A 26,364-nucleotide genomic window follows, 5' to 3' on the forward strand; every position below is an offset into this window, starting at 1 on the left:
AGTAAGGAGATAAAAGTGAAATATAAAGAAAAATAAGGAAGACGTACCTTTCATTGGACAGAAATAAACATTTATTTGCGATTTTGGAGATTTATTTGCGATTCTGATAATTTATTTGCGATTTTGGAGATTTATTTCCGATTCTCATAATTTATTTGCTATTCGGTAAAAATCGACAAGTTTCACACCTTCTACCTTACCTACCAACCGCAGCCCCATCACTTCTCGGATCCACTCCACCGTATACAAACCCTTGATCATCGATTAAAATTGCATTTGCGTGACCCATTATCCCATCGAAATCTTCCACTTTATTGACAATATGACCAACTTTCGACAATTGTTCCAGAACATTCAGGCTTACTCGACCTTCTATTTTTAATTCTTGAGTTTGCTTTCCCCATGTTCTTCCCCATACAAACCTTGGAGCACTAATAGCTGATTGAGGATCCATTCCATAATCAATCATTCTTGTGAGAATCGCCGTTTGGGTTTGAGGTTGCCCCTCCCCGCCTTGTGTCCCATAAAGGATTCTTGGCTTCCTATCTTTTAACGCCATTGCAGGCATTAACGTATGAAATGACCTTTTTTCCGGTTCAAGACAGTTCACATGAGAAGAATCTAAAGAGAAAAAGGAACCTCTGTTTTGCATGACAATACCAGAATCTCCCGCTACAATACCAGATCCAAATTCGAAATAGAGACTTTGAATAAACGATACTGCATTTCCTTCCTCATCAATTACTGCGGCATGGGCTGTATCACTTCCAACTGATTCGGTTTCAATTTCATCAATTCTGTTGAATTGAATTCCTTCTGCCAATTCTTTTCCGTATGATTTGCTTAATAATCTCTCTAATGGGATATCATAAAATTGAGGATCTGTAAGATGCTTGTTACGATCTTGAAAGCTTCTTTTTAATGCTTCAACTAATAAATGATAGTAACGATAAGAGCCTTCCTCAATCGATCTTATTTCGAAATTTTCTAAAATATTAAGTGCCATTAACCCTACGAATCCTTGTGAATTTGGGGGTGCTTGATAAACGTCATAGCCCCTATAAGAGGTAGTGATTGGATCTGTCCACTCTCCATAATGGTTCGAAAAATCATCTAGGGTTAAACGGCTTCCCTTGTCTTTTAAGCTTGAGACAATTCGTTCTGCCAGCTTTCCTTTGTAAAAATCATCTCTACCGTTTTTAGCTACCTTTTTTAATGTACATGATAAGTCTGTTTGGATAAATCGTTGATATCGTTTAGGAATTTGCTGATCTGGTAAGAATATTCGGGCCATATCTCCATCTTCCTTCAACATATCCGCTCTCTTTACAGTGTTTTCATATTGATCAGGCGAAAGCGGAAACCCATATTCGGCATAATCAATTGCCGGTTGTAATACTTCTTCTAATGATAATTTGCCATATTCTTTTAAGACCGCATCCCAACTATCCACCATTCCTGGCACCGTAATAGCACTCTCGATTCCCCTGGTTGGTATTGCTTCTTGCCCTTCATACACTTCTCGAGTCAGGTTTATTCCAGTTCGGCCACTTCCATTATAAACTTTCACTTTCTCTTCACTCTTACTGTATGTAACCCAAAATGAATCTCCTCCGAGACCGGTCATGTGCGGGTACACAACAGCAAGACAAGCACTCACTGCTACTGCTGCATCAAATGCATTCCCTCCTCTTTCTAAAATTGTGTTTCCTGCTTGTGATGCCAAATAATGCGGACTCACGACCATTGACTTAGTTCCCACGATTGTTTTGTTCACATTAAGTTCCTCCAATTACTTCCCATATGTTTATCATACAACTACTAATTGCTTACTTTTTCTGTCACAACCGGCTTCACCAAACATCCATGCGGAGTACCACCCACTACCCTACCATTCTCATAGACCACAATCCCTCTATTTATCGTTCCGGTTATTTCACATGGAAATGTATGCCCTAAATAAAGACTCTCCTTATGTTTTGCATAAAAATTATCTTCTGTAACGGTAAATGATTTACCTAAAGTGACAATAGCAAAATCTGCGTCTTTCCCTTCTTTTACTTGACCTTTTCGATCTGAAAGCCCAAATCGCTCAGCTGGATTTTGCGCTGTCCATTTTGCAACTGATTCAAATGGAATATTGTATTTTACAGCCAACTCAATCATTGACATGAGAGTAAACTGACCACCACTAATTCCTCCCCACGCTTGGAATAAATTATGAACCTTAGGATCTTTTAATTCATAAGGACACGGTGAATGGTCTGACGAGATCATATCGAATTTTTGATTGATTAATAGATTAATTAATTTTTCTTGTTCCTCTTTTTCACGGAGAGGTGGTGCACATTTAGCGATTGCTCCTCGTTCTCTTAAATCTTGATGGTTAAAAAGCAGATAATGCGGGCATGTTTCAACTGTTATATTTAAGCCTTTTGATTTGGCTTGCTGAATGATTTCTAATGCTTCTGCTGAGCTTATGTGAACAAAGTGAAGGGGACAGCCCGTGATCTCAGAGTAGTAAATTGCTCGTTGCACTGCTTCGACCTCAGCCATAATTGGGCGTGTTTCCAAATAATCATCTGCAGTAAACTTTCCTCCTTTTTCTTTCTCTTCTTTCAACCAATTGGTTATCGCAGCACTTTCCGAGTGAAGAGCCAAGACCTTACCTAACTTCGCAATCTGCTTCATTCCATTTAATAAAGTGATTTCATCCACTGCTTCGAATTCCTTGTTACCTGTTGTTGAAAGAAACGCTTTAAACCCGATTACTCCTGATTCCGCTAAAGCTTCCAGATCCCTTTCATTCCCCGGTACAAGTCCTCCCCATAGACTAAAATCCACAAGAGATTTTTCAATGCCAAGGTTCGCTTTTTTAGATAGTGCCTCCTCAGTTACGGTAGAAGGAATACCATTTAACGGCATATCGAAATATGTTGTACAACCACCGGCAGCCATCATCTGTGAGCCGGTGCGAAATCCTTCCCAATGCTCTCTGCCTGGCTCACTAAAATGCACATGTATATCAATCATACCTGGAAATATGTATTGATTTGTTGCATCCCATATTTTTTCCGATTCATTCAATAGATTCTTGCCAAGAATATATATCAATCCATCTTTAATTCCTATATCAAGTTGTTCTAAACCAGCGGGTAGTACCACATTTCCGTTTTTAATGATAAGGTCCATTTTTTCCATAAGAACAACTCCCTTTACAATTTTTATATTCAATTATCCATTCCACTGAATCACTTGAGCGAATATTAAGAAAATTATTGCGACAACAAACCACATTGAAAATAACGGCAGATAGAACCGCATCCATTTTTGCCATGAAACTCCTACTAAAGCAAGTGTTGCCATAAAATATCCAGAAGTCGGGTACAAAATATTTCCGATACCATCCCCAAACTGGTAGGCTAACACTGCCGTTTGTCTTGTAACCCCAATTAAATCTGACAAAGGGGCCATAATTGGCATCGTCACCAATGCTTGACCACTCCCTGAAGGTACTAAGAAATTGAATAACATTTGCACGATAAACATACCGATTGCACTAAAAACTGCCGGGAATTCACCTACAACGGTACCTAGGCTATTAACAATAGTATCCATTACTAATCCATCTTCCATTACTACAGCTACAGCTCGGGCAACACCGACAATGAATGCGCCAATTAACACTTCACGGAATCCTTCATTAAATCCTTCACAAATGTCTGAAAATGGTAACCCGGATATACGTCCAACAACAATTCCCATGACAATGAATAAACCCGCCATTTCTAACATGAACCAACCTTGAGTAAGGACTCCATATACTAACAAGCCAAAAAATATAAGGAGGAGAACAGATGCAAATCTTTGCCTTGAAGTAGCCTTGTACACTCTAGTAGCTGATTTTGTTTGATACTGTGTTCTCTTTTTAGAATCTTCTTCGTAAACAAGACTTGCCATTGGACTTTTCTTTACTTTTTGTGCATACCGAATAATGTAAATGACACCTATTAGAACAAATACAATAAATGCTATTATTCTTAGTTCTAAACCAGAGAATACCGGTAAACCAGATAATTTTTGTCCAAGTCCTGTATTAATCGGATTCAGAAACCCAGTTGTAAAACCCGCAGTAGTTGCTATCAACGCAATGGCTACAGCAACCATTGAATCGTAGCCCAATGCGATCATTAACGGCAGAATGACAGGTACATATACTAAACTTAGCTCCTGGGTTCCTATTAAACTACATACTGTCGCAAATAAGATGACTAACACAGGTATAACCATGACGCTTTTGGTTGAAAATCTCCTTGTAAGTTTATCTACCCCGATTTCAATTAGTCCTGTTTTTTTGATGACTGCAAACAATCCGCCAATGATAAAGGTAAAAAAGACAACTTCTCCGGCAGCTACTAAACCTCTAGGAATAGCTGTCATAAACTCAACTACCCCAATAGGTGACTGTTCAACAGCGTGATACGAATTCGGATCAATTGTTGTCCTACCTTCAGGACCAGGAATCCTCTCATAAACACCAGCTGGAATTAAATAAGTGGCAATTGAAGCCAATGCAATAAAAATAAATAATATGACATAAATATGGGGCATAGTTATCTTATTTTTCACTCTAGGATGGTAATTTACATTAATTTTAGAACTTCTCTCTACAGACATATTTTCCTCCTTCATTTATTTGTTGGAATTCTGGTACAAGTCCTTCCTGTCAGCAAAATCTACATAACTCTTGCTCAAAACCCTTACTATTAATAAATAGCCATATTAATCTTTATACTGCTTGATCCTCTATTTCAGGAGCATCCTTAAAGCTCTGTTCCATTCCTTCTCTTACATAAGATTCATGCTTCATAACCCAAACTTTCATAAGAACGATGTACACAATACCTGCAGGGATAATCCCTAATAACCATGAGAGATCAACATTGATAAACGAAAAACATGTTCCAACTACTATTGCAATAAGTGCTGCTGGGTTCCAACCTCTGAAGGCAGAAAATAAGTTTGTCACTTCATATAACTTTTCCACCTGATAATTTGCTTTGTGAACGAAGTAAAAGTCAGTAACCATTACTGCGAAAATAGGACCTAAAAATGCAGAAACAATAGATATGAATCGTAAGAATGTAGCATCATTCATGATCCACCATGGACATGTCAATACACCTAATATCCCGACAATTACACACGCTTTTTCCCAAGATATTTTAAAAATGTCCATTGCTACAAGGACAGGTGGCATAATATTTGCAACTAAATTTGTAGTAATCTGGGCAATCGCAATAAATAATAAAATGATAATGCTTGCAAATAAACTAGATATATGATCAGAAATGATATCCACCGGATTCCATATTCCAACTGCAGCTGCACCAAGTATTCCTACAAATGGTAATAAAATCATTGGAGGTACGATTCCAACGATATGAGATCCAACAAATGTGCCAGTTGAAGCTTTACGCGGAAAATAGCGTGTATAGTCTGATACATTTAAGAGTAATGCAGAGAATTGTCCAATTAACACAGCCATTGCAAGCCAAAAAGGTATTCCCCATGTCCCATCAATATTCGCTGTCTGACTAACTTCAAAACCAAATGTAGATAAAAACAAAAATATTAAATAGACAACACCTAGCATGATGACAACAGAACCAACGACTTCAATCCACTTTATAGATTTAATACCTTTTGCGGATAGATAAATTTGTAATGCTTGGAATGCGAAGAACCATATCCACACATTATTGAACCCAATGATATCCATAAATATTTGATTAAGAGCCATTGCTCCAAGCCAACTTTGGACACCATACCAGAACAATGCAGGGATTGCCCGCATCAACGCAGGAATTTTTGAACCTGTTGGTCCGAATGATGATCGAAGTTGAACAACCATCGGTATGCCGTGCTTCCATCCAACTCTCCCATTTAATGCAAACAGTAATGCAGCAAGAATATTTGCGAGAATTAACGCAAGAAAGGCTTGTGTTAAATTTAATTTTCCGAATGGAGGAATTAAACTTGAACCTAACATAAATGACCCAACCATTACGGCGTCTCCCCACCACATCGCAACATAAGCTTTTGGACCTAAGATTCGATTCTTCTCACTTAGAATTGGCTTTAAATCGTAATTTTTCTCCATAATATCTCCTTTATTAGACATTCAATTTTAAAACGTAACATTAAATGTTAATTAATATAACATATGAATAGTTTAATAGAGATACACCCTTAAATCATTAGAGGATTTGTTGTTTTTTCAATATTTTTTTGTATATGTTAACTATTTTTTAAGAATACAAATAATTAATGATATAAAACCTCACATAAAAAAAGAACAGTGTTCGTGTTACGAAACAACTGTTCTCTTCATTTTGTTTTTATTTACAACTATAATTTCGTAACTCCCCTATCCCTTCAATCATACATTCCACTACATCTCCATCACTTATCAGAACAGACCCTGGTGTCCCAGTCATAATCACATCACCTGGATGCAAAGTCATAATACGGGAGAAAAACGAAACATTCCACCATGGTGAATACATCATATTAGAGACAATATCACTGTGGTAAACCTCACCATTCAGTTTTGTCTCAACAGATATTCGACTCACATCTTCCACCTCATCAATAGTGGTTAGATAAGGACCAAAACTAAAAAACGTATCAAAACTTTTGGCTCTTTGCATATAACGGGGATTTTTCGCATGAATATCTTTCGCTGTCATATCTAAGGAAGTAGTAAAACCCGCCACCACTCCAGGAACATCAGCTTCTTCCACGTTTTTGCAGGTTTTCCCTATAATAATGGCAAGCTCAGCTTCTGCTGTTACCTCAGTTGATTGATAGGGCAGTAAAATATCATCTTCAGGACCAATTAAACTACTATTCGGCTTCATAAAAATAACCGGTTCCTCTTCAGGGGTTTCCCTGATAATTCAATTGCCTTATCTATGTAATTCATACCAACCCCCAGATTTTTTCCGGATGACGGTATAAAGGAGCAAACGTTACACTTTCTAACACTAATCGATTCATCTCAGTTATTTCTTTATTCCCAACACGTTTATACCAGCTATTAATTTGTGATAATTGACCATTCTGAAGAATAGATAAAATATTTTCACTCCAATTTGCTCCTGCTATCTCATTTATATCTCTTATTAATATCACTTTTTGACCTAATAAAATGGCTGCTAATTCCTCATTATCAACTTTTACAGTCGTTAGTTTCATACACCCTCCCCTCCAAAAACCTCATTTATCCACTTTAATAATTTAAGATCTTGATGATGATTTGCAATAAATGATAACCCTATCGGTAAACCATCTACTTCCGCAAGAGGAACCGTTACTTGTGGTAACCCTGCTAAACCAGCTATACAGGAAAGCTGCATTGTTTTAGCCCGATATCTTTCTGCGTTTTCACCTTGCACATGTAATAAAGGCGCCGGTCCAGGTGCTGTTGGGATAACAATAACACCCTCTTCACCCAGTAGTGATGAAATGGATTTTTGAATTTGTTCCCGAAGTTTTTCTTGCTCTAAACTTTCTTCACGTTTTAATGTGCCCGCCCACTGAAACCTCTCATGTATATCAGGACCAAAAGCAGGTTTTTCATTTTGTATCCAATCTCCATGCTCTTCCCAAATCTCTAATCCTTGCAAAATCCGAAATGCACTCGACCATTCATCGAGACCACCCACCGATAACATTATCCATTCACGGTGAGAAAGTTCTTTTATCATAGATGTTGCACTTAATAGCTCTTCTTTACATTGCTCATCTAATAGATCCCATGCATCTTGACAAAAAAACGCCTGTGTAAACTGACCCTTTTCTTCCTGATCAGCAACCAGCACCTTCCCAATTCGATATAACAACTCAGGGGCTTTCGACATCCATCCGACTGTATCAAAACTTTTAGCTAACGGTATTACCCCCTCTGGCGTGACTACACCGTGCGTAGGTCGGAAACCATATATCCCACAATAGGATGATGGTATTCTTACAGATCCACCTGTATCAGTACCTAAAGCAAAGTCACTAATTCCTGCTGAGACAGCAACTGCTGATCCACTTGAAGAGCCACCGGGAATTCGATTTGGAGCTTTAGGGTTAATCGGTGTTCCATAATGAGCATTTTCTCCATTTAAGCTATACATTAATTCATCTGTTTTAGTTGTCCCTTTTAGTTTCGCCCCATGACTAAGCAGTCTTTCAATAACAGGGGCATGACAGGTTGATACACCATGAGATTTAAGCCAATCGGGATTTCCAGCTCCATTTCTATAACCTTCAATTGAAAATACATCCTTAACCGCAAACACCAATCCATCTAACAAACCAGTTCCCATCGGTTCAACTATAACTTCTTCCTCTACAAAAGCATTTAAGTTATTTTGCATCATCCATCCTCCTCTATCACTAATAAGTAAGAAAAGCGCAAGCGCCTTGGTCAGCCTAGGGCAAATAAGACGATTTGGAATAGAAGACGTTCTTTACCTTCAATTCCAAATTGGCTTATGACCTCGAGGGGCTAGGCGCTGGAGCTAGACACTGAAACTAATTACAAAACTTATAAATTCTGATAGTAAACAAAAACCCCGAACTTGGGGTTATTTTATCATTATACGAACTGACTCATAGACATCCATAGCAGCTTGCAGTCCTTTTCCAAGGTTCAACTGTGCTCCATGACGAATTAAAACACCTTCTAGAGCGGATAACACAAATAATACATTTTCTTTTCGACAGCTGTATCCCATTGTTCCAATTCTCCATATCTTTCCATGGAGTGGTCCAAATGAACTCGCAATTTCAATACCAAATTGCTCAAGGAGCATATTTCTAACAGCCTCACCATCTACTCCTGCTGGAATTTGAACACATGTTACCATCGGAAGTTTCCATTCTGTATCATTGAACAATTCTAGCCCCATCGCTTTAATCCCTTCCATAAGGGCTTTTTCATGAAGCCTGTGGCGTTGAAAACGGACTGTCAACCCTTCCTGCAGGACAATTCTCACTCCTTCTCGCAATGCATATAACATAGAGGTTGCTTCTGTATGATGATTTAATCTTCTAGGTCCCCAGTAATCCTGCAGCTGGCTTAAATCAAAATAATTACTCCTAATAGGTTGTCTTATACTTTCATGATCTTCAGCTGTCGCGATACCTTTTTCCACTTTTTTCTCAAGAATAGGATCTTTTCAATTCGATCATTATATGTGATTGGGGCCATTCCAGAAGGGACAGATAAGCATTTTTGTGTTCCTCCTATCACCGCATCAAGCTTCCATTCGTCAACCTTCACTTCCGTTCCTCCAATTGTCGCAACAGCATCAACAATACACAGCACATCCAACTCACGACAAGCAGGCCCAATTTGATCAAGAGGCTGCATACACCCTGTAGATGTTTCTCCGTGGACAATTGCCAAAACCTTAGGCTTCAGTCTTTTCATTTCTTGTATGATCTCTTGCTGATTAAAGACCTTCCCCCATTCGCAACGCATTGTATGGATTTCGGCTCCATTTCGCTCAGCAATTTCAGTTAGCAAATGTCCAAACCTCCCAAAGATCGGAATAAGCACTTTATCTCCAGGCTCAATCACACTACTTAACACCGCTTCAATTCCAGATCGTGATGTTCCATCAATCGGAAATGCCCAATTGTTTTTCGTCTGAAAAATCTCCCGGAGCATTTCCATTGTTTCATTCATTATCTCTGTAAAAGCCGGATCAAATTGTCCAAGTATTGGTGTACTCATTACACGAAGCACCCTCGGGTCAACCTCAACCGGTCCTGGTGTCATAATTGTTCTTAACGGTGCATTTATTTCTTGGTAAACCATCCTCTTTCTCCCTCCTAATAAGCTAGTTCATATAAAACTTTTATTAACGTTTTTATACCTTCCTCTAAATCTTCCGTTCTTGTAAATTCTAAAGGCGAGTGACTGATTCCATTTTGACTAGGTACAAACAAAAGCAACGTCGGGATAGACTGACCAAAAATTTGAGAATCATGCCCAGCACCACTTGTCATTTTTTTATACGGAATATGATCTTTCACTAAGATCGTTTCCGATAATTCATTTAATTTTTCACACATTTTTACAGGAGTTTCATCCATCCAATTATTGATGGATATACATGTTTGATGTTTCAAAGATATTAATTCAAGCTCTTGGAAGGTTTCATGACAAAACAAGTTTAACACTTCCTCTTCACTATGCCTTATATCAAGACTAAAAATCGCCTTTCTTGGGATAACATTAGACACATTCGGCTCTACGATTATTTGCCCAACAGTCACAACAAGTTCAGGTGAGGTATTTTTACCTTTTTCAATGAGGATTTGAATCATTTCCGCTGCCGCATACATAGCATCCTTCCGCAATCCCATAGGTGTCGTCCCGGCATGATTACTTTCCCCTTCAACCGTAATCGTATATCTTCGTTGACCAACAATGTGACTAACAATACCAATTGTTTTCGCTTCCTTTTCTAATACGATTCCCTGTTCAATATGCATTTCAATAAAACATTCAAGATCATTCCGTTTAGGAGGACAGTGGCGACCATGACCAAATCCCGCATCATTCATGGCTTTTACAAAACTTATTCCTTCCGAGTCTTCGATATCATTGATATCGGCCAGCTTTTTCACCCCAGTGATATTACTCGATCCCCAGTATGTCACCGGAAAGCGACTGCCCTCTTCCTCACATAAAGACACAACTTCAATCGTTTTCTTCGGTGATCCGTATTGTTTAAAAAGAAACTTAGTAGCAATAATACCAGCAATAATTCCATATGCACCATCATACTTACCGCCTTCTCTCACTGTATCTATATGTGAACCTGTAAGAATTACATTTGAGTTCTGATTTGTTCCATTAAGCCTGCCGTATAAATTTCCTACATCATCATAGTATGTGCACAGACCTATCCCTTTCATATACCCCTCAACACCTTGTTGAGCTTGTTGCCATTCCTTTGAATATAGCAACCTTGTTACACCATTACGTTCACTTCTACCAAAACAAGCTAACCACTCGACCATTTGTTCAATTTGCTCGAATAAGGCAGATGATTTTTCAACATTTTCAACCAATTCATTCCCCCCTATTCTATTTTCTCACATTTAATGTTATATTTATTTACATGATAGTAATACATTTTTATTTTAAAACAATCATACCTTAAAATCATGTACATAAATGTAGAACAGACTCTAAATCTTTTGGTTATTTTAACTAAATTTTTATCCTGTTCTCTATTAAAATTGTAAATTATCTAACAAAGGATGAATTTCATGAAATTAAGTGAATTAATGAACTTACCTATTTTTTCCGGAACTAGATTAGTTGCAGGAGCACAAGGATTAAATCGAGAAGTGAATACGGTGAACATGATGGATGCTCCTGATATTATTCACTTTCTAAAACAAAACGAATTACTCGTTACTACCGCTTTTCATTTTAAAGAAGACCTTAAGTCTTTACTTGCATTAATAGAAGCGATGGTAAAACAAAATTGCTCCGGCTTAGGCATTAAAACGAAACGGTTCTTACAAGAAATACCCATAGAAGCTATCAACCTGGCAAATAAACTGAATTTACCTTTATTAGAACTCCCTGTTGAGACATCTTTAGGAGATATTGTGAATAAATCCCTTAGTTTTATACTTGATATTCGAACTAACGAACTCCACCAAGCGATGGAAATTCATCAGCAATTTACAGATCAAATAATGAATGGGAAGGGAATCCAAGAAATTATTGATAATGTTTCTTCCCTTACCCAATTGCCCGTTTACTTATTAAATGATCATTTAATGCCCACGAGCACCATTGATCATTCTACCTTATTTTCACAATTGGAATCCCTTCTCTATAAAGGATATTCCTTTCATTTATCAACAAAATCTTTGTCAACATTTACTCTGATAGGTGAAGAACAGCTCACTGTAACATTGTTCCCTGTCTATACACATAAACAATATCACTATCTTTGTATTTTAGGATTTATCCCTTTAACAGATCGGACGACCATTTTGACGATAAAACAAGCATCAAATGTCATTGCATTTGAATTAATGAAGGAAAATGCCTTAAAACAAAATAAAAAACGAATTCAGAATGAATTTTTCACAAACTTTGTCAATGGTACATTTTCAACTTCAGATGAGATTATTAGCCGTGGAAAAGAATTTGGCCTAAAAAGCGGTCAACGTTATTTATGTGCAGTTGGAGAGATTAGTGAAGAAGATAAAAAACAGTCCTATCTACAATATCAAACAGAAACCGATTTTATTTATGACACAATCGAATTCGAAGTCCAAAATAACGAAGCAATAGTCCACCTTTTTACAATGGATCAAACATTTATCTTATTATTGGAACTTCAGTCAGGGTGGAAGGATATTGAACAACCTTTTATAAGTCTATTAAAAAGAATACAAACGAAAGTTTCCACCCACTACCAAAAAGATCTTTCATTCGGAATTAGCGTGTATGCTGAAGAGCTTACAAATGTAACAGTGTCATATAAAGAAGCAAAAGATGCTCTGTATCATGGAAACATGTCAGGTAAAAAACAGTTTATCGAACTATATCAGCCGAAAAAAGTCCCCGAAATTCTCAGGATGATTCCATACGAGCAATTAAAAAAATTCTATGATGATACATTTCAGTCATTTACAGATGATACAAAAAAAGACCACCAAGTTTTATTGCACACATTATCCGTTTTTCTTGAAACTCATTGTCAGTTATCAGAAACCGCGAAACGTCTATATGTTCACCGCAACACAGTCATTTACCGACTTGAAAAATGCGAGGAGATTATTGGCAGAAGTTTAAAAGAACCTGATGAAACACTCAGATTAAGACTGGCATTTCGCATAAAGACATTAATACAGGGATAGTAATTAAAATATTAGATATAAAATTACTTAGATTTCTAGATAAAACGAAAGCCTCCACCAATAAATACACAGTGGAGGCTCTTCGATTCTAAATAATTTTGCAGTTTTATAGATATTCTTGCAAAATCTCGTGTAATCTTGTAAATAATCTATTATTTTTGCAAAAACTACGTTATTTTTGCAGGTATTATCAATTTTTTGCAAATCTCCCAGAATTCAAATTAGCTCCCTCTATAAACTTGGTACCCCCACGGTGATACCAATAACGGCACATGGTAGTGAGCATTTACATCCGCAACACCAAAACGAATAGATACTTTATCTAAAAAAGCTGGATCCGGAAGAGGTAATTCTTTCCCACGAAAATAATCACCAATATAAAACAACAACTCATATTCACCTATCCGCATCTCTTCTGCAGAGAGAAGCGGCAAATCTATCCTTCCATCACCATTTGTTCTAACTGATTTGATTAGAGAAGCTCTCTTACCTTCTAATCTCAATAACTGCACAAGAACATCAGCAGCAGGTATACCATGCGTTAAATCCAATATATGTGTTGTCAAACCTGTCATAACCATCAACCCTTATTTTGAAATATTTATTTCTCCTGACAGCTCTTTACTATTTACAAGATCTTCTTTTGTAACGGTAAAATACTGAAAACCGTAAGGAGGACGGGGTTCAGTGTACACCTTGCCTTCCGAGTTTGGAATTTCCTCCACGACCGGATCCCACGTATGATTTTGAGATTGAAAACTAACTTCGCGGAGCTGTGGAAATCTTTCCAGAACTCGACAACCAATAAGATAGATTAAATATTGAATGGAAGGCGTTTCAAGCTCATGGAAGATGGATGTTGCAATATCTCGAACTTGCTCTGCACACACATAGCTATATGGCGCGGATCCCGTCGAATCCTCCATATCTTCGTATTCCCAACCGATATTTAGATAGATAAACAGAGGGCGGTTGCTGTCTTCCGGAAGAGTTGTATATTCATCCCGAATAAAACCGACAAATGAATTCCCTCTGACTTTAATTAACTGTAAATCCAGGACCCCGCTACTTTGTTGAACAATATCGATCGTCCCCTCACCACGAACCATCTCAATTGTTGCTACCGATTTTTCATTTCGTGAATGTTTAAATACTAAATCACTTTGCATTAACCCATTTGCCGAAGCTGTTGTCGTCTCTTCAAACGGAACCTCTTCACCAATTATTTTAATCGTATCAATATGGTCATATTTCTTTAAAAACTCTTCTGCAACATATTGGACAAACCCTTCAATCGTAGCCCCTTCATAGCTACCTAAATGTCTTTGTACAAAGTTTTTCATTGAATCTGTTGCAACAACAAGACTGTTATCTCCTTCAGTAAATGAAGGAAGCAGTTTTTGACCTCCTACTTCAATTTTTACATTCACTCCAAATACCGTATTGCTTCTTCCGGTAAAATCAGATTCAGGAATTTGTTTCACTCCTGTTAATGGAGACAAAAAAGTTCGATAAGCAAAAACATCACCTTTACCATATGAGACAGTATGTTTCTTCAACATGAGAACACTCCTTTTTTTGATTAGTTTTTCTAAACGAAAGTAGGCAATCTTTTCAATCTCTTTTAAAGCTGTTTCAAATTCTTCTGTCTCATGATGATTACTTCTTCGATGCATAGATTCATAGATAACAGTCTTTGTCTGACCTTTCACTGCCATAATAAACGGAAAACCAAACTTCTCCATATACAGTTTATTCAAAGACGAAAATTGATCAAACTCCTCTGATGTTAATTGATTTAAACCAACTCCAGCCTGCTCTTTTACGGAGGCATTACTCATTTCAAGGCGGGTTCCCAAGTTAGGATGCGCTTGAATTAACGCTAATTTTTCTTCATAAGTTGCATCCTTCACGATAAACACCATTTTTTCATGAAGATCTGTTAACGAGGCAAACGGACGATATGTCCATACTTTTTCAGCAACCCATGGTGAGTGCTCAAATATATCTTTCAGTACTTCAATAAACTTGCTTTGATTTATGCCATTTAATTCACTTATCGAAATCAGTACACTCACCTTCTCTCAGCTTTTTAAGCAACCGATTGATCTTCCTTTATCGAAACCGGTTTTGATTTTTTACGAATCATAAAAAATAAATTTAATAAAATTGCGGTTAAGCTACCTGTAATAATTCCGTCACTGACAATGATTTTAAAAGATTGTGGTAAACCCGCAAAAAGATCCGGAACAACGGTTGCACCTAAGCCCAATGATATCGAACAAGCAATCACCAACAAATTTTGTTGATCACCAAAATCAACAGATCCCAGCATTTTGATTCCTGAAGATATCACCATTCCAAACATAACAACTGTCGCACCACCTAATACTGCCGGCGGAATGATCGTGGCGAAAGCTGCAATTTTTGGAACAAGTCCTAAAACAACTAATATAAAACCTGCAGCAACAACGACATTTTTCGTTTTCACTTTTGAAAGCTGAACAAGGCCAACATTTTGCGCAAATGTATTATAAGGAAATGCATTAAACAAACCACCCAACACAATCGCTAATCCTTCTGCCCGATATCCCCTAACAAAATCTTTTTCCTCTAACTTTTGATCACAAATTTTACTCAAAGCTAAAAACACACCTGTTGATTCAATCATGATGACAAGACAAACAATAATCATCGTCAGAATCGGTCCAATTTCAAAGGTCGGAACTCCAAAATAAAATAACTCAGGTAAATGAAACCACGAAGCTTCATAAACATCAGAAACATTAACCTTCCCCATAATGGTCGCAACAATTGTGCCGGCTATAATACCAATTAACACTGATAAAGCCTGAGCAAACCCTTTAAAAAACCGATTCATCACGATAATTGCGACTAACACTCCAAATGAAAGAAGTAAATTTTCCACGCTTCCAAAATCTTCACTACCAGCCCCTCCTGCCATATTACGTATCCCCGTAGGTACTAAAGATAAGCCGATAATGGTTACAACCGATCCAGTTACAACCGGAGGAAAAAGCTTTATGATTTTTCCGAAGAATGAAGCAAAAAACAGAACAAATAGACCTCCAACGATAATCGCTCCATAAATGGCCGAGACTCCATATTGACTTCCAATCGCAATCATAGGAGTGACCGCCACAAACGAACTTCCTAACACAACAGGCAATCCAATTCCAAAGTAGTTTGTTTTCCACGCTTGTAAAAGGGTCGCAATTCCACATGTAAGAAGATCTATTGCAACTAGATAAGCCAATTGCTCAGACGTTAAATTCAACGCTCTTCCTACAATGAGCGGAACCAATATAGCTCCCGCATACATAGCCAGAACATGTTGCAGCCCTAAGGAGAAAATCTTTATTCCGCTTTTTTCACTTTCCATACTACCCCTCCTAAAGTTAATGTAATGTTTTATAACATTATATGTTACATTTATTAACAATATATATGTTTTCAATTTATTTGTCATTGTAGGATGTAGAAAAATTCACTGTTTCCTTTGTATTAGTTATCTAAATTTCAAAAATAATAACTTCAACTAAATCTTTTCAAACAATAATAATTTGATTTTCGCATTTACTTTATTTAGAACATACTCGTATAATTTAAATAACTCACTAGAAAATACATACTCATTATTTCATTAGAAATGGAGTGAAAAATATGATTAACAAAGTAGGCCAAATCATGCTTTATGTTAACAACCAAGATGAAGCAGTGAATTTTTGGACGGAAAAAGTAGGGTTTCATGTAGTTGCAGAAGAGGATAACGGTGAAGGAATGAGGTGGATTGAACTATCTCCTACAAAAGAGTCTGAAACTAGCATAATCCTTCATAATAAGGAGCTTATTGCAAAAATGGAACCTGAGCTTAATCTTGGAACACCTTCCTTGTTATTTTTCTCAGACAATCTCGATGAATTGTACAACGGACTTCAGAATAAGGATGTTACAGTAGGTGATATAGTCGATATGCCAAATGGTCGGGTATTTAACTTTTCAGACAGTGAAGGTAATTATTTTGCAGTGCTTCAAAAATAACATCAAAAAACCGCATGAATTTTAATTCATGCGGTTTTAAAATATAATCTTTATCTACTTTTCACAAGTAAATTAACAGCTTCTTTAACTAAATCTTCCGTATTTTCGCCTTTTTCTTCTGCAATCCGAACACATTCAATTAAATTCGAGCTTACGATCACACCTATTGTCCGATCAATAGCTGTTCTACTAGCAGATAACTGGGTAATTATATCTTTGCAATCCTGCTTTTCCTCCATCATTCGGAGTATTCCTCTTAATTGTCCTTCGATACGTTTAACTCGGTTTTTTATTTGAGTATCGTATTCCATTGTTCGCCCTCCTTAGTATCTTTTTATTTATTTAACATTATACCCTATTAGGTACTTTCAGATAAATTCTTTCTCCTTTTATATCGAAAAGTTGAGTTTAACTAAAAATCACTTTCTCAAACTTTGAGAAAGTGATTTTTAGTGTTTATATATTTACATTTTTCACATTTAGATCCCATTTTAAAACAGTAAAGCTAGCATCCTTTGATGCTCCAAATGTGATCGTGTCGTTCTTAGGAGATGGATAAATTCTAGAAGTAAATGTTTCTTGCCCATCATTAATAAATATTTCGACAGAAGACGTATCAATAAATATACGCAAGTTTTTTAAATCATAAAGTAGACATTGGCGTTTCTCGGTCGTACCATCCACATAGCTCTTTCTTTCAAACGACATCACTTTATCATCCGCAGAGTAGATTATTCTTCCTCCATCACTTATTGAAATCTCTATCCAACCCTCGTTTATCTCAATATCACGAATGTTCAATTCCACAGATTTGCCGTGTATGCCATTTAGTCCCTTCGATTCATTTGTAAACTTAACGGAATGTGACACAGCCTCACTGCATCTTAGCTGGTCCAGCTCGTCAACAGGAACTTGATATACTTTACCATTCACCAATTTCATTTCTCGCGGCAATGTCATATTGTGAACCCATTTATATTCTATTGTAGGGTGATCTTGTTCATTTTGGTCAGGTACACTCATCCAGCCAAATAGGAGTCTTCTCCCCTTATTATCTATCGTTGTTTGTGGAGCATAAAAATCAAAGCCACGATCAAGCTCCTCAAACTCTTTATGCATATATTCACCAGTCTTTGGATCAAAATCTCCAATAACATAGCCTGCACTGATACACATTTTGATAATTCATACCTTGTGCTTCTAAGCCTTGCGGTGAAAAAACTAGAATATCTTTTCCATCAAGATGAAATAAATCCGGACATTCAAACATATAGCCAAATTCATGAAGTTCCCCTTTTCCACCACCAACTAAAATCCCACGATACGTCCAATTTAATAAATCTTTTGACTGATATAGAACAATTGCACCTTTTAAATCTTCAGTCTGAGCTCCGATTACCAAGAAATAGGTTTCTTCTTGCTTCCAAACCTTAGGATCACGAAAATGAGCGGTGAAGCCTTCTGGCAGATAAATAAGTGGACCCTTCTTCTTAAAATATATACCATCCTCTGAAATAGCTAAACATTGGTATGTTTCACGATTGCCTTGTTCGTCTTTTACATTGCCTGTGTAAAAGACATATATTTTTCCTTCGTACTCAATCGCACTTCCTGAATAACAACCATTTTTTTCATACCACTCTGAAGGTGTTAACGCAATGCTCTCATGCCTCCAGTTCACTAAATCTTCTGATGAATAATGCCCCCAAAACTTTGCTCCATGATCTGTCTTGAATGGCATCCACTGATAATAGAGATGATAGACTCCATTTACTTGAATAAATCCATTTGGATCATTTAATAATCCCACTGGCGGCATTAAATGATAGGTTAATCTATATGGATCCAGTTCTACAAGATTCCTATGTTTTTCAATCTCTTCAAATGCTTCTTGTCGTAATTGTTCATCTTTTGTCATGATTCTTTCACCTACTTACCAATACTTTTAAAACTAAAGGGTTGACTCTGACACCAAAGCCAACCCATTTTTATTTATTTAGACTCTTCTTTCCACCCTAATAATAAGGTAGAAATGAAGGCACCCGCCACTGCAATCACAAATCCAATTCCATAGTTAATAGGATCTTGAACGATTGCAAACTGGGGAATTCCTGTTAATCCAATTCCATTGGCCATGACTTGAGTGAAAACAACATATGCCCCACCCAAAGCTCCACCGATTGCTGCTCCAATAAATGGACGGCGATATTTTAAGTTTACTCCGAAAATAGCCGGCTCCGTTATTCCAAGAAACGTAGAAACGGCCGCCGGAAGTGCAATCTCCTTCGTTTTGCTATTTTTTGTTTTAAAGAAAACAGCAAGAGTAGCCCCACCTTGAGCCACGTTTGCCATCGCCCAGATCGGAAGTAAGTAGTTTCCACCAACATTTAGTAATTCAGCCTCTATCGCATGGAAGCTATGATGAACACCTGTTAATACGATAGTTGAATATAAACCTCCAAACAAAAGCCCTGCAATAGGTCCTGCTGAATTATACACAACATCTAATACCGTTGTAATTCCGTTGCCTAGCATTCTTCCTAATGGACCGATTACTAGCAATGCAAAGAACCCTGTAAAAATCACTGTTAAAAATGGTGTTACAAGTAAATCAATAACATTTGGAATGACTTTTCGTAAGCCTTTTTCAATCTGCGCCATAATATAAACTGTTAAAAGAACGGGAATGACTGTCCCTTGATACCCTAACATTTCAACTCCAAAGCCAAAGAAATCAAGTGTAGTAGGCTCTGCATTAGATAGACCCCATGGATTTAATAAGTTAGGGTGTATCATAATTCCCCCTATTACGGCACCAAGAAAACCATTTGCACCAAATTCCTTAGCTGCACTAAATCCGATTAATATAGGTAAAATAATAAAGGCTGCAGATGAAAACATATCAAGCATGACAAATAATCCGCTTTCAGGGTCGACCCAGTTATATGTTTTCACTAATCCTAAAAGACCCATTAACATACCTGCTGCCACAATGGCAGGAATAATCGGCACAAAAATATTTGACAGTGTTCGAGCAAATCGGGCAAACGGATTCATCTTACGTTTTGCAGCATCCCCATGTGATTCACTTTTATTTGAAGTGTTTTCTTCCATTGAAACACCAACTATTGGAGCGAAATGTTGATATACCTTATTCACTGTTCCCGTACCAAAAATGATTTGAAACTGTCCTGAGCTTGAGAAAGCCCCTTTTACGCCATCTAAATCTTCTATAGCATTTTTGTCTATTTGACTTTCATCTTCAATTACAAGACGAAGACGAGTTGCACAATGAGCTGCACTAATGACATTGTTTTTACCTCCGAGCTTTGTAACAAGCTCTTCTGCAACTTCACGATGATTCATGTTCATTTCCTCCTTATATAGCATATAGGATTTTTCCGATAAACAACAAAAAGACCCAAAATATATAAGGAAAGATAGGTAGCAAAGAGAAAAATGATCTACCCATGTCATCTTATATATTCTAGGTCTTGCCTGCATTATCAGTCACAATCCTACATATGAAATTGTTTGATTGAGTAAATTTTATACCAGACATATGGAAACGTCAACAATAAAATTCAAATTTCGACACTTACTATTTTATTAGCCTTTGAATATGGATCGCAATATAGGCGATTTCAGATGATGGAAAAGAAATCTCATATTCTTCACATAAATAATCTAATATTTTCTGTGAATATTCATAAGCCTTTTTATACTTGTCTTGTATAAGCCCCAGCATATCTTGATCAATAGGTTCAAACTGCTCTCCCTGTTGGATACGATTTAAGGCAAAGCGAAGATGTGTGATTAACCTTTGATAATTGATTGAAGATTCTTCTATCTTTTCACCAATACATGTTTCAACTTGTTGGACAAATTCACTTAAAATGGAGGCATGTTTTAAAGATTCACTCATAGAAGGAGCATCCATTTTCGCTGTGTGAATATGAAGAGCTATGTGAGCTACTTCATCCTCTGGTATGTCGATCCCTAGCTTTTTCTTAATCTCCTTCTTTGCCCACATTCCTATTTCATATTCTTTTTTGTAGAGCATTTTTATTTCGTTCACTAGCTTGTTTTTAATAGGAATTCCTTGTTCAATCCTCTCCAAAGCAAAAGATAGATGGTCTGTTAAGGCCACATGAATATGATCACTTAAAGGAGCCAATAAATGACCTTCAGCATAACTTATGATACTTTCTGCTAATTCAATATGTGACTCTGGTAATGTAGATAGTAATTGTTGGAACTTTTCTGATGAAGCATCACGTAAAACAAAGATTTTTTCTATTTTACCTTTTGGCACAATATCATTTCTTTGCTTCTGAAACGCAATTCCAGGTCCCATTACAATTTTCTCTTGTGGCCCATCAATTACAACCACTGCATTGTTGTTTAATATTCTAAATATACGCATATATGTCCTCCGAGCGATTAATAAACATATAGTAGCATTAAATAAGCAAGTGTTGTATAAACTTGTAACTAAAAAACATGGGTACCCTCACATCTATCTATTTTGACATCACGTGTACCCGATATTCATTAGGAGTTAATCCAACTAGTTTTTTAAACACTTTACTGAAATATTTTTCATTGGGATATCCAACCTTATATGAAATTTCATATACTTTAAGATGCGGATTTTCTAAAAGCTCTTTTGCTTTTTCAATTCTAATTTTCGTTAAATAGTTTGTTAATGTTTCATGATATTCTTGCTTGAACTTTCGGGAAATATATTCACGACTTAAAAAAAATCGTTCCGCAATTTCCTGTAATGTAATATCCTTCTCATAGTTCTTTCGTAAGAAAGCTTCAATCTCTTGAATACTGTTCGTTTCTCTTTTATATCTCACATCATTTAATAGATGAATTAATTCATAAAATTCCTTCCGTTTTTCTTCTTTGAATTTATTAAATGAGAAAATTCCTTTATCATCCCAATAATTCATCCCCTTATAAAAATCCAAGTCTTCATTCGTATTATATTCTTTTAACCAATTTTTTCTCAAAATCTCAAACTGCTCTTCCCAAATACTTACTTGCTCGTACGAGAGTACATGCTTAGATTCAAGGGCATAAAAGATTTTTTGCATAATCTCATCCATTTGCTCTATACTGCTGCTTTGAATAGCCCATTTAATATCTTCGGCGAAATCGAATAAATGCAGGTTAGGGACTGTAGTAATGTTTTCGTACCTTACGATATTATTTCTCTTAGCACATTCCATCATATTATGCTTCAGTAAAGTTTTTCGTGCAGTATGGTAGGCCTCCTTAATTAAAGACAATGATTTTCCAACAAAAAACAGGACATTCATGCCACTAAACTTATAAATTTCCGTTTGTATTTTTTTTAGGATCTCTATTTCATTTTTACTATTCCACAAAAGAACGACAATCTCATATTCTTTGTTTATATTCCGAAAGCAAAAACCACTTTGTTTCGAGCGAACAATTTCATTGCTTATATTTAATAAGGTAAAAAAGGCTAAATCTTTATCATAATTAAACTTTTCGATCATCTTAGGACTAATAAATACTAGAGAGATTGTACACTCAATTTCATTAACGTGAACCCCAAATTCCTTCTTGATTTTTTGAACGGTTTCATCCGATATAACTTGATTCGATATAACATTAGAAAAAAGATAATCCCAATAAAGAGGTTTTACCTCATTAATGACTCTATTCGTTTCGTTTGTAGACTCCCTTTGAAGTGCTTCCTTTTTCCAATCTGATACCGCTCTTTCTAAAGTTTCATTAAGCAATCCGGGGTCAATTGGTTTTAATAGGTAATCATAGCTTCCATACGTAATGGCGTTTCTCATATAATGAAAATCATCATAACCGCTGATCACAATGATTTTACTTTTTATTTCATTTTTATTTAGCCATTTTAAAAGTTCAATTCCATCAAATTTGGGCATATTCATATCTGTGAAGATGATCTCCGGCTGATTCTGAATAATCAGGTTTTGCGCCTCTTCTCCATCCTTTGCCTCGAATACTTTTTGAATACCAAATCTCTTCCATTCTGCTAATAAAAGCAGCCCTTCTCTAACATGTGTTTCATCGTCAATTATGATTGCTTTCATTTCCTGAACCTCCCGTTTCTACCGGAAGCTTTATCGTAACAAAAGTACCTCCGTCTTCATCATTCTCTATTAATAATGATGCTTTTTCACCAAAATAGAGCTTCAAACGTAAGTAAACATTTCTCAAACCTATATTTGCACCCCCAAGCTTACTTTGTTGATCTTCGTTTAGTGTTTGATATATCTCGTTAAGCCTTGTTTCTGTTATTCCGTTTCCATTATCTTGAACTGTCATCACCAATTGACCTTGATCTCTTCTTACAATAATCTTTAAATGACCGATTTTATCATTACTTCGATCAAAACCATGCTTAAAATAGTTTTCAATGATTGGCTGAAGAATCATCTTCGGAACTGTAATAAAAGAATCTTCTTTATCAAAAGTCAATGCATACTCAAATTGGTCGCCAAATCTTTCTTTTTGAAGTAATAAAAAGGCCTTTGTGTAATCAATTTCCTTTGTTAAAGGAACTAGATCTTCATCAATATTCATCCCATACCTCATGATCTTCGACAGGTGAGTAACCAAAGTATAGACTTGTGGTACATTGTTTTTTAATGCCAAAGTACCGATGGACTGCAGAGCATTGTATAAAAAATGCGGATTTAACTGAGATTGCAATGCCTTTAATTGATTTGTTTTATTTTCAATCTCCAGTTTATATTCTCGATTAATAAGATGATTTATCTTTGCAATCATCTCTTTAAAACGCTCACCAAGTGTACCTATTTCATCATTACCTAGAGAATCAAATTGAACGTTCATATTCCCGTTTTCAACCTGTTTTATATTTTGTAATAGTATCCGTATGGGCGAGGTGATTTTAAATGAAACAAATAAAGTTGCCATAATGACAAGGATTAACCCGATTACGCCAAATAGGATATTGATTTTAGCTACACTTAATGCACTTTCAAAAACGGATGTATAAGGAATTCTTTTTACCATGATCCAACCGCCGGATGATTCATCAAGGGTTTCATAAATCATTAAACCGTGAAAGGAATCCTTTTTCCATTCCATCATTCCATTTGGTTTGTTACTCTTTATAAGGCTCGTAATCCATTGTTGGTTCTCATCCACATCATTGTTGGAACGAAAAATCAACTCTCCTTCAGGACTTAATAGATAAAATTCCTCTTTATCTTTCACATATAGCTTTTCGGCGATTCCAAGGAGATGCTCTGAGTTTATTTCCAGCGAAATATATCCTAATAGATCATCTGACGGCACATCGATTAACGCACGATGCAAAGTAAACATGTCATTTCTCCTTTTAGAATTCTCACTTATATTCTCTTCCTGTAAAACCTCCATCGGCTCAATATAAATACGATAAGGATTGTTTAACGCTTTATCATACATACCTTGATTCAGGTTTTGATTTAACCGTGAAAAGACGACAGCCGACTTTTTGGATACAGAAATAGTATGGTGATCATCCATCAATGCAATATTCACTCGATTGATGTTTTCCTCAGCATAAAGGATCGTTAATATCACATTTTTAAAGCTTTCCTTTGCGAGATAATCCTTATCAAAATCAGGATTATTCTTCATATATCTCATAAAATCAATATTATTATAAAATGATAACGTTAGATTTTTCAGTTCCCCGATATACCCCTCAATGTTTAACTTTCCTTGATAAAGGAGATTGACGTTTTCCGCTACGAATTCATCCTTTAATGACTCTTTCGTATAAAAGTAAGTGATAACAATTGAAGTTCCAAATGGAACAATGGTAATTAATAATAACAGTACGATCAGCTTATTGCGTATGCTTGTTTTTTTCACTGGGGAACCTCCAATCTTAAGGGATGTACCAACTATTATAGGTGAAAAAGCATGCCTATGATAGACATGCTTTTGTCAAACCTTTTTATTTCATATTATCCCATGTTGCTTGGAATTTTTCTAATGCTTCATCGAACGTAATCTTACCTGCTGCATATTCTTGGATGGTAGCAGCAAATTCTTTGTTTGCTCCATCCGGCCACCTGAACCAGTTCCAAGAAATTGTTTTTCTTCTTTAGAGTATTCTAAGATTGATTGACCTAAGTCACCTAAACCAGAAGCTTCGATATTATCGAATGCTGGAATAAACGCGAATTCTTCTGTGATATAACGTTTACCAGTTTCAGAAGATACCATCCAGTTTAAGAATGTTTTCGCTTCTTCTAAATGTTCAGAGTTTTTGTTTAATACCCAGTTATTAGGTACTCCTACTGGTAATCTATCAGCATTCTCTTCATCATTTAATGGGATTGGTAAGAAGCCCATATTGATTTCAGGATTGATTTCAGTAATCATATTTTCAGTCCAGTTACCTTGTTGCAGCATTGCTGCTTCACCTGATGCAAATAATGTTACTTGAGTATTGTAATCAGTTGTAATTGGGTTACCTACTGCATTTTTCACTTCTAAATCAACAATATCTTTGAATTGTTTGAATTTCTCATTACCAGCAAATTTTGCAGAACCGTCGTTTAAGCCTGCAATAAAGCTTTCTGGATCATCTTGTTGTGCAAATGGAATATTCATTAAGTGTTGACCAATTACCCACCACTCGCCATAACCGGCAGAAAATGCTTTGATTCCAGCTGCATCAAGTTTCTTTACAGCATCTTGTAATTCAGAAAGAGTTTTTGGAGGTTCTGTAATACCTGCTTTTTCAAATAAATCCTTGTTATAAATGAATCCATATCCTTCAAGGTTTACTGGCATACCGTAAAGCTTTCCGTCTGCGTCTGTCGTTGGAACTTTACCGATAGGAAGTACATGCTCCGCCCATGGCTCGTTAGAAAGATCAGCTAAATGCTCTTTCCAAAGTTCTAATTCTTTAAATCCACCGTTATTGAAGATATCCGGCTCTTCACCTGATGCAAATTTTGCTTTTAAAGCAGCACCGTAGTCAGCACCACCACCAACAGTTTCAAGTTTCACTTTAATATTTGGGTGCTCTGCTTCGAATTCTTTAATCATTTCTTGAAGCTGATCAGCAATCTCAACTTTAAACTGGAATAAATTCAATGTAACTACTTCACCATCACCAGATCCTGAATCATTGTTCCCTTCAGATGAGCTTTCCTTGTTACTTGAATTACACCCCGCTAAAATACCTAATACTAATAAGAAAGACATACCTAATAGCAAAAGCTTTTTCATGATAAAATGACCTCCCCAATCTTATCTTTTTTTATTTTATATGAATCTGCATGGCTAGGCATCTAGCCA

Annotated in this window: 18 protein-coding genes and 3 pseudogenes; 2 read left to right on the forward strand and 19 right to left on the reverse strand. The window is 36.4% G+C overall.

Annotated elements, in window-relative coordinates; all coding sequences use genetic code 11:
• Window positions 1–196: 196 nt before the first annotated feature.
• The 9 genes and pseudogenes from ggt to allC form a co-directional block, all read right to left on the reverse strand.
• Window positions 197–1,777: a gamma-glutamyltransferase gene (gene ggt / locus AC0L8O_RS15535; protein WP_473443552.1), complete on the reverse strand. Its 1,581-nt coding sequence runs from the start codon at window positions 1,775–1,777 to the stop codon at window positions 197–199.
• Window positions 1,778–1,821: 44 nt separating this feature from the next.
• Window positions 1,822–3,201: an allantoinase gene (locus AC0L8O_RS15540; RefSeq protein ID WP_473443554.1), complete on the reverse strand. Its 1,380-nt coding sequence runs from the start codon at window positions 3,199–3,201 to the stop codon at window positions 1,822–1,824.
• A 33-nt stretch (window positions 3,202–3,234) separates the two neighbouring features.
• The gene (locus tag AC0L8O_RS15545) at window positions 3,235–4,677 is read right to left on the reverse strand and encodes a YfcC family protein (protein WP_473443555.1); all 1,443 of its coding nucleotides are present in this window, start codon (window positions 4,675–4,677) and stop codon (window positions 3,235–3,237) included.
• Between the two features lie 112 nt (window positions 4,678–4,789).
• Entirely contained in the window at window positions 4,790–6,163 is a 1,374-nt protein-coding gene (locus tag AC0L8O_RS15550) for an NCS1 family transporter (RefSeq protein ID WP_473443557.1), read from the reverse strand.
• A 238-nt stretch (window positions 6,164–6,401) separates the two neighbouring features.
• Window positions 6,402–6,923 carry a fumarylacetoacetate hydrolase family protein gene (locus AC0L8O_RS15555; protein WP_473443560.1) on the reverse strand — a complete coding sequence of 174 codons (522 nt, stop codon included), beginning with the start codon at window positions 6,921–6,923 and terminating at the stop codon, window positions 6,402–6,404.
• 61 nt (window positions 6,924–6,984) lie between these two features.
• The gene (locus AC0L8O_RS15560) at window positions 6,985–7,260 is read right to left on the reverse strand and encodes a hypothetical protein (protein WP_473443562.1); all 276 of its coding nucleotides are present in this window, start codon (window positions 7,258–7,260) and stop codon (window positions 6,985–6,987) included.
• Window positions 7,257–8,435 carry an amidase gene (locus AC0L8O_RS15565; protein ID WP_473443563.1) on the reverse strand — a complete coding sequence of 393 codons (1,179 nt, stop codon included), beginning with the start codon at window positions 8,433–8,435 and terminating at the stop codon, window positions 7,257–7,259. The genes AC0L8O_RS15560 and AC0L8O_RS15565 overlap by 4 nt, the downstream gene beginning before the upstream one ends.
• A gap of 207 nt (window positions 8,436–8,642) precedes the next feature.
• Window positions 8,643–9,880, reverse strand: a pseudogene (locus AC0L8O_RS15570) (pyridoxal-phosphate-dependent aminotransferase family protein).
• A 14-nt stretch (window positions 9,881–9,894) separates the two neighbouring features.
• The gene (gene allC / locus AC0L8O_RS15575; RefSeq protein WP_473443565.1) at window positions 9,895–11,142 is read right to left on the reverse strand and encodes an allantoate deiminase; all 1,248 of its coding nucleotides are present in this window, start codon (window positions 11,140–11,142) and stop codon (window positions 9,895–9,897) included.
• A gap of 201 nt (window positions 11,143–11,343) precedes the next feature.
• Between allC and AC0L8O_RS15580 the strand changes: the two genes are divergently transcribed.
• The gene (locus AC0L8O_RS15580; protein WP_473443567.1) at window positions 11,344–12,957 is read left to right on the forward strand and encodes a PucR family transcriptional regulator; all 1,614 of its coding nucleotides are present in this window, start codon (window positions 11,344–11,346) and stop codon (window positions 12,955–12,957) included.
• A gap of 221 nt (window positions 12,958–13,178) precedes the next feature.
• Here AC0L8O_RS15580 and uraH read toward each other — a convergent pair whose 3' ends face one another.
• Genes uraH through AC0L8O_RS15595 form a run of 3 tightly spaced genes read right to left on the reverse strand, consistent with a single transcriptional unit; the run spans window position 13,179 to window position 16,360 of the window.
• Complete coding sequence (uraH, locus tag AC0L8O_RS15585) at window positions 13,179–13,532, reverse strand: hydroxyisourate hydrolase (protein ID WP_473443569.1); 354 nt, start codon at window positions 13,530–13,532, stop codon at window positions 13,179–13,181.
• A gap of 12 nt (window positions 13,533–13,544) precedes the next feature.
• Window positions 13,545–15,026 (reverse strand): factor-independent urate hydroxylase, encoded by a 1,482-nt coding sequence (gene pucL / locus AC0L8O_RS15590; RefSeq protein WP_473448923.1) that lies wholly within the window; start codon window positions 15,024–15,026, stop codon window positions 13,545–13,547.
• Between the two features lie 23 nt (window positions 15,027–15,049).
• Window positions 15,050–16,360 (reverse strand): nucleobase:cation symporter-2 family protein, encoded by a 1,311-nt coding sequence (locus tag AC0L8O_RS15595; RefSeq protein ID WP_473443571.1) that lies wholly within the window; start codon window positions 16,358–16,360, stop codon window positions 15,050–15,052.
• A gap of 281 nt (window positions 16,361–16,641) precedes the next feature.
• On the opposite strand from AC0L8O_RS15595, the gene AC0L8O_RS15600 reads away from it, so the two are divergent.
• Window positions 16,642–17,019 (forward strand): VOC family protein, encoded by a 378-nt coding sequence (locus AC0L8O_RS15600; protein WP_473443573.1) that lies wholly within the window; start codon window positions 16,642–16,644, stop codon window positions 17,017–17,019.
• A 50-nt stretch (window positions 17,020–17,069) separates the two neighbouring features.
• On the opposite strand, the gene AC0L8O_RS15605 is transcribed toward AC0L8O_RS15600, so the two are convergent.
• From AC0L8O_RS15605 to AC0L8O_RS15635, 7 genes and pseudogenes are all read right to left on the reverse strand, one after another.
• Window positions 17,070–17,330 carry a metal-sensitive transcriptional regulator gene (locus AC0L8O_RS15605; protein WP_473443575.1) on the reverse strand — a complete coding sequence of 87 codons (261 nt, stop codon included), beginning with the start codon at window positions 17,328–17,330 and terminating at the stop codon, window positions 17,070–17,072.
• Window positions 17,331–17,475: 145 nt separating this feature from the next.
• Window positions 17,476–18,937: pseudogene (locus AC0L8O_RS15610) on the reverse strand (glycoside hydrolase family 32 protein).
• Between the two features lie 74 nt (window positions 18,938–19,011).
• Window positions 19,012–20,385 carry a sucrose-specific PTS transporter subunit IIBC gene (locus AC0L8O_RS15615; protein ID WP_473443577.1) on the reverse strand — a complete coding sequence of 458 codons (1,374 nt, stop codon included), beginning with the start codon at window positions 20,383–20,385 and terminating at the stop codon, window positions 19,012–19,014.
• A gap of 235 nt (window positions 20,386–20,620) precedes the next feature.
• A complete protein-coding gene (locus tag AC0L8O_RS15620) occupies window positions 20,621–21,445 on the reverse strand; it encodes a PRD domain-containing protein (RefSeq protein ID WP_026559521.1) in 825 nt (274 codons plus the stop codon).
• A 97-nt stretch (window positions 21,446–21,542) separates the two neighbouring features.
• Window positions 21,543–23,126 carry a response regulator transcription factor gene (locus tag AC0L8O_RS15625; protein ID WP_473443579.1) on the reverse strand — a complete coding sequence of 528 codons (1,584 nt, stop codon included), beginning with the start codon at window positions 23,124–23,126 and terminating at the stop codon, window positions 21,543–21,545.
• Complete coding sequence (locus tag AC0L8O_RS15630; protein WP_473443581.1) at window positions 23,107–24,924, reverse strand: sensor histidine kinase; 1,818 nt, start codon at window positions 24,922–24,924, stop codon at window positions 23,107–23,109. Before AC0L8O_RS15630 ends, AC0L8O_RS15625 begins: the two co-directional genes overlap by 20 nt.
• An 85-nt stretch (window positions 24,925–25,009) precedes the next feature.
• Window positions 25,010–26,295, reverse strand: a pseudogene (locus tag AC0L8O_RS15635) (ABC transporter substrate-binding protein).
• Between the last annotated feature and the right edge of the window lie 69 nt (window positions 26,296–26,364).

The sequence above is a fragment of the Metabacillus sp. KJ11-3 genome (genome assembly GCF_055808295.1).

Bases quoted from the DNA above. Each gene is read 5' to 3' on its own strand.
- AC0L8O_RS15540 (WP_473443554.1), bottom strand. From the start codon at position 3,201: ATGGAAAAAATGGACCTTATCATTAAAAACGGAAATGTGGTACTACCC.
- AC0L8O_RS15545 (WP_473443555.1), bottom strand. From the start codon at position 4,677: ATGTCTGTAGAGAGAAGTTCTAAAATTAATGTAAATTACCATCCTAGA.
- AC0L8O_RS15550 (WP_473443557.1), bottom strand. From the start codon at position 6,163: ATGGAGAAAAATTACGATTTAAAGCCAATTCTAAGTGAGAAGAATCGA.
- AC0L8O_RS15555 (WP_473443560.1), bottom strand. From the start codon at position 6,923: ATGAAGCCGAATAGTAGTTTAATTGGTCCTGAAGATGATATTTTACTG.
- AC0L8O_RS15560 (WP_473443562.1), bottom strand. From the start codon at position 7,260: ATGAAACTAACGACTGTAAAAGTTGATAATGAGGAATTAGCAGCCATT.
- AC0L8O_RS15565 (WP_473443563.1), bottom strand. From the start codon at position 8,435: ATGATGCAAAATAACTTAAATGCTTTTGTAGAGGAAGAAGTTATAGTT.
- AC0L8O_RS15580 (WP_473443567.1), top strand. From the start codon at position 11,344: ATGAAATTAAGTGAATTAATGAACTTACCTATTTTTTCCGGAACTAGA.
- uraH (WP_473443569.1), bottom strand. From the start codon at position 13,532: ATGACAGGTTTGACAACACATATATTGGATTTAACGCATGGTATACCT.
- AC0L8O_RS15595 (WP_473443571.1), bottom strand. From the start codon at position 16,360: ATGGAAAGTGAAAAAAGCGGAATAAAGATTTTCTCCTTAGGGCTGCAA.
- AC0L8O_RS15600 (WP_473443573.1), top strand. From the start codon at position 16,642: ATGATTAACAAAGTAGGCCAAATCATGCTTTATGTTAACAACCAAGAT.
- AC0L8O_RS15605 (WP_473443575.1), bottom strand. From the start codon at position 17,330: ATGGAATACGATACTCAAATAAAAAACCGAGTTAAACGTATCGAAGGA.
- AC0L8O_RS15615 (WP_473443577.1), bottom strand. From the start codon at position 20,385: ATGAATCATCGTGAAGTTGCAGAAGAGCTTGTTACAAAGCTCGGAGGT.
- AC0L8O_RS15620 (WP_026559521.1), bottom strand. From the start codon at position 21,445: ATGCGTATATTTAGAATATTAAACAACAATGCAGTGGTTGTAATTGAT.
- AC0L8O_RS15625 (WP_473443579.1), bottom strand. From the start codon at position 23,126: ATGAAAGCAATCATAATTGACGATGAAACACATGTTAGAGAAGGGCTG.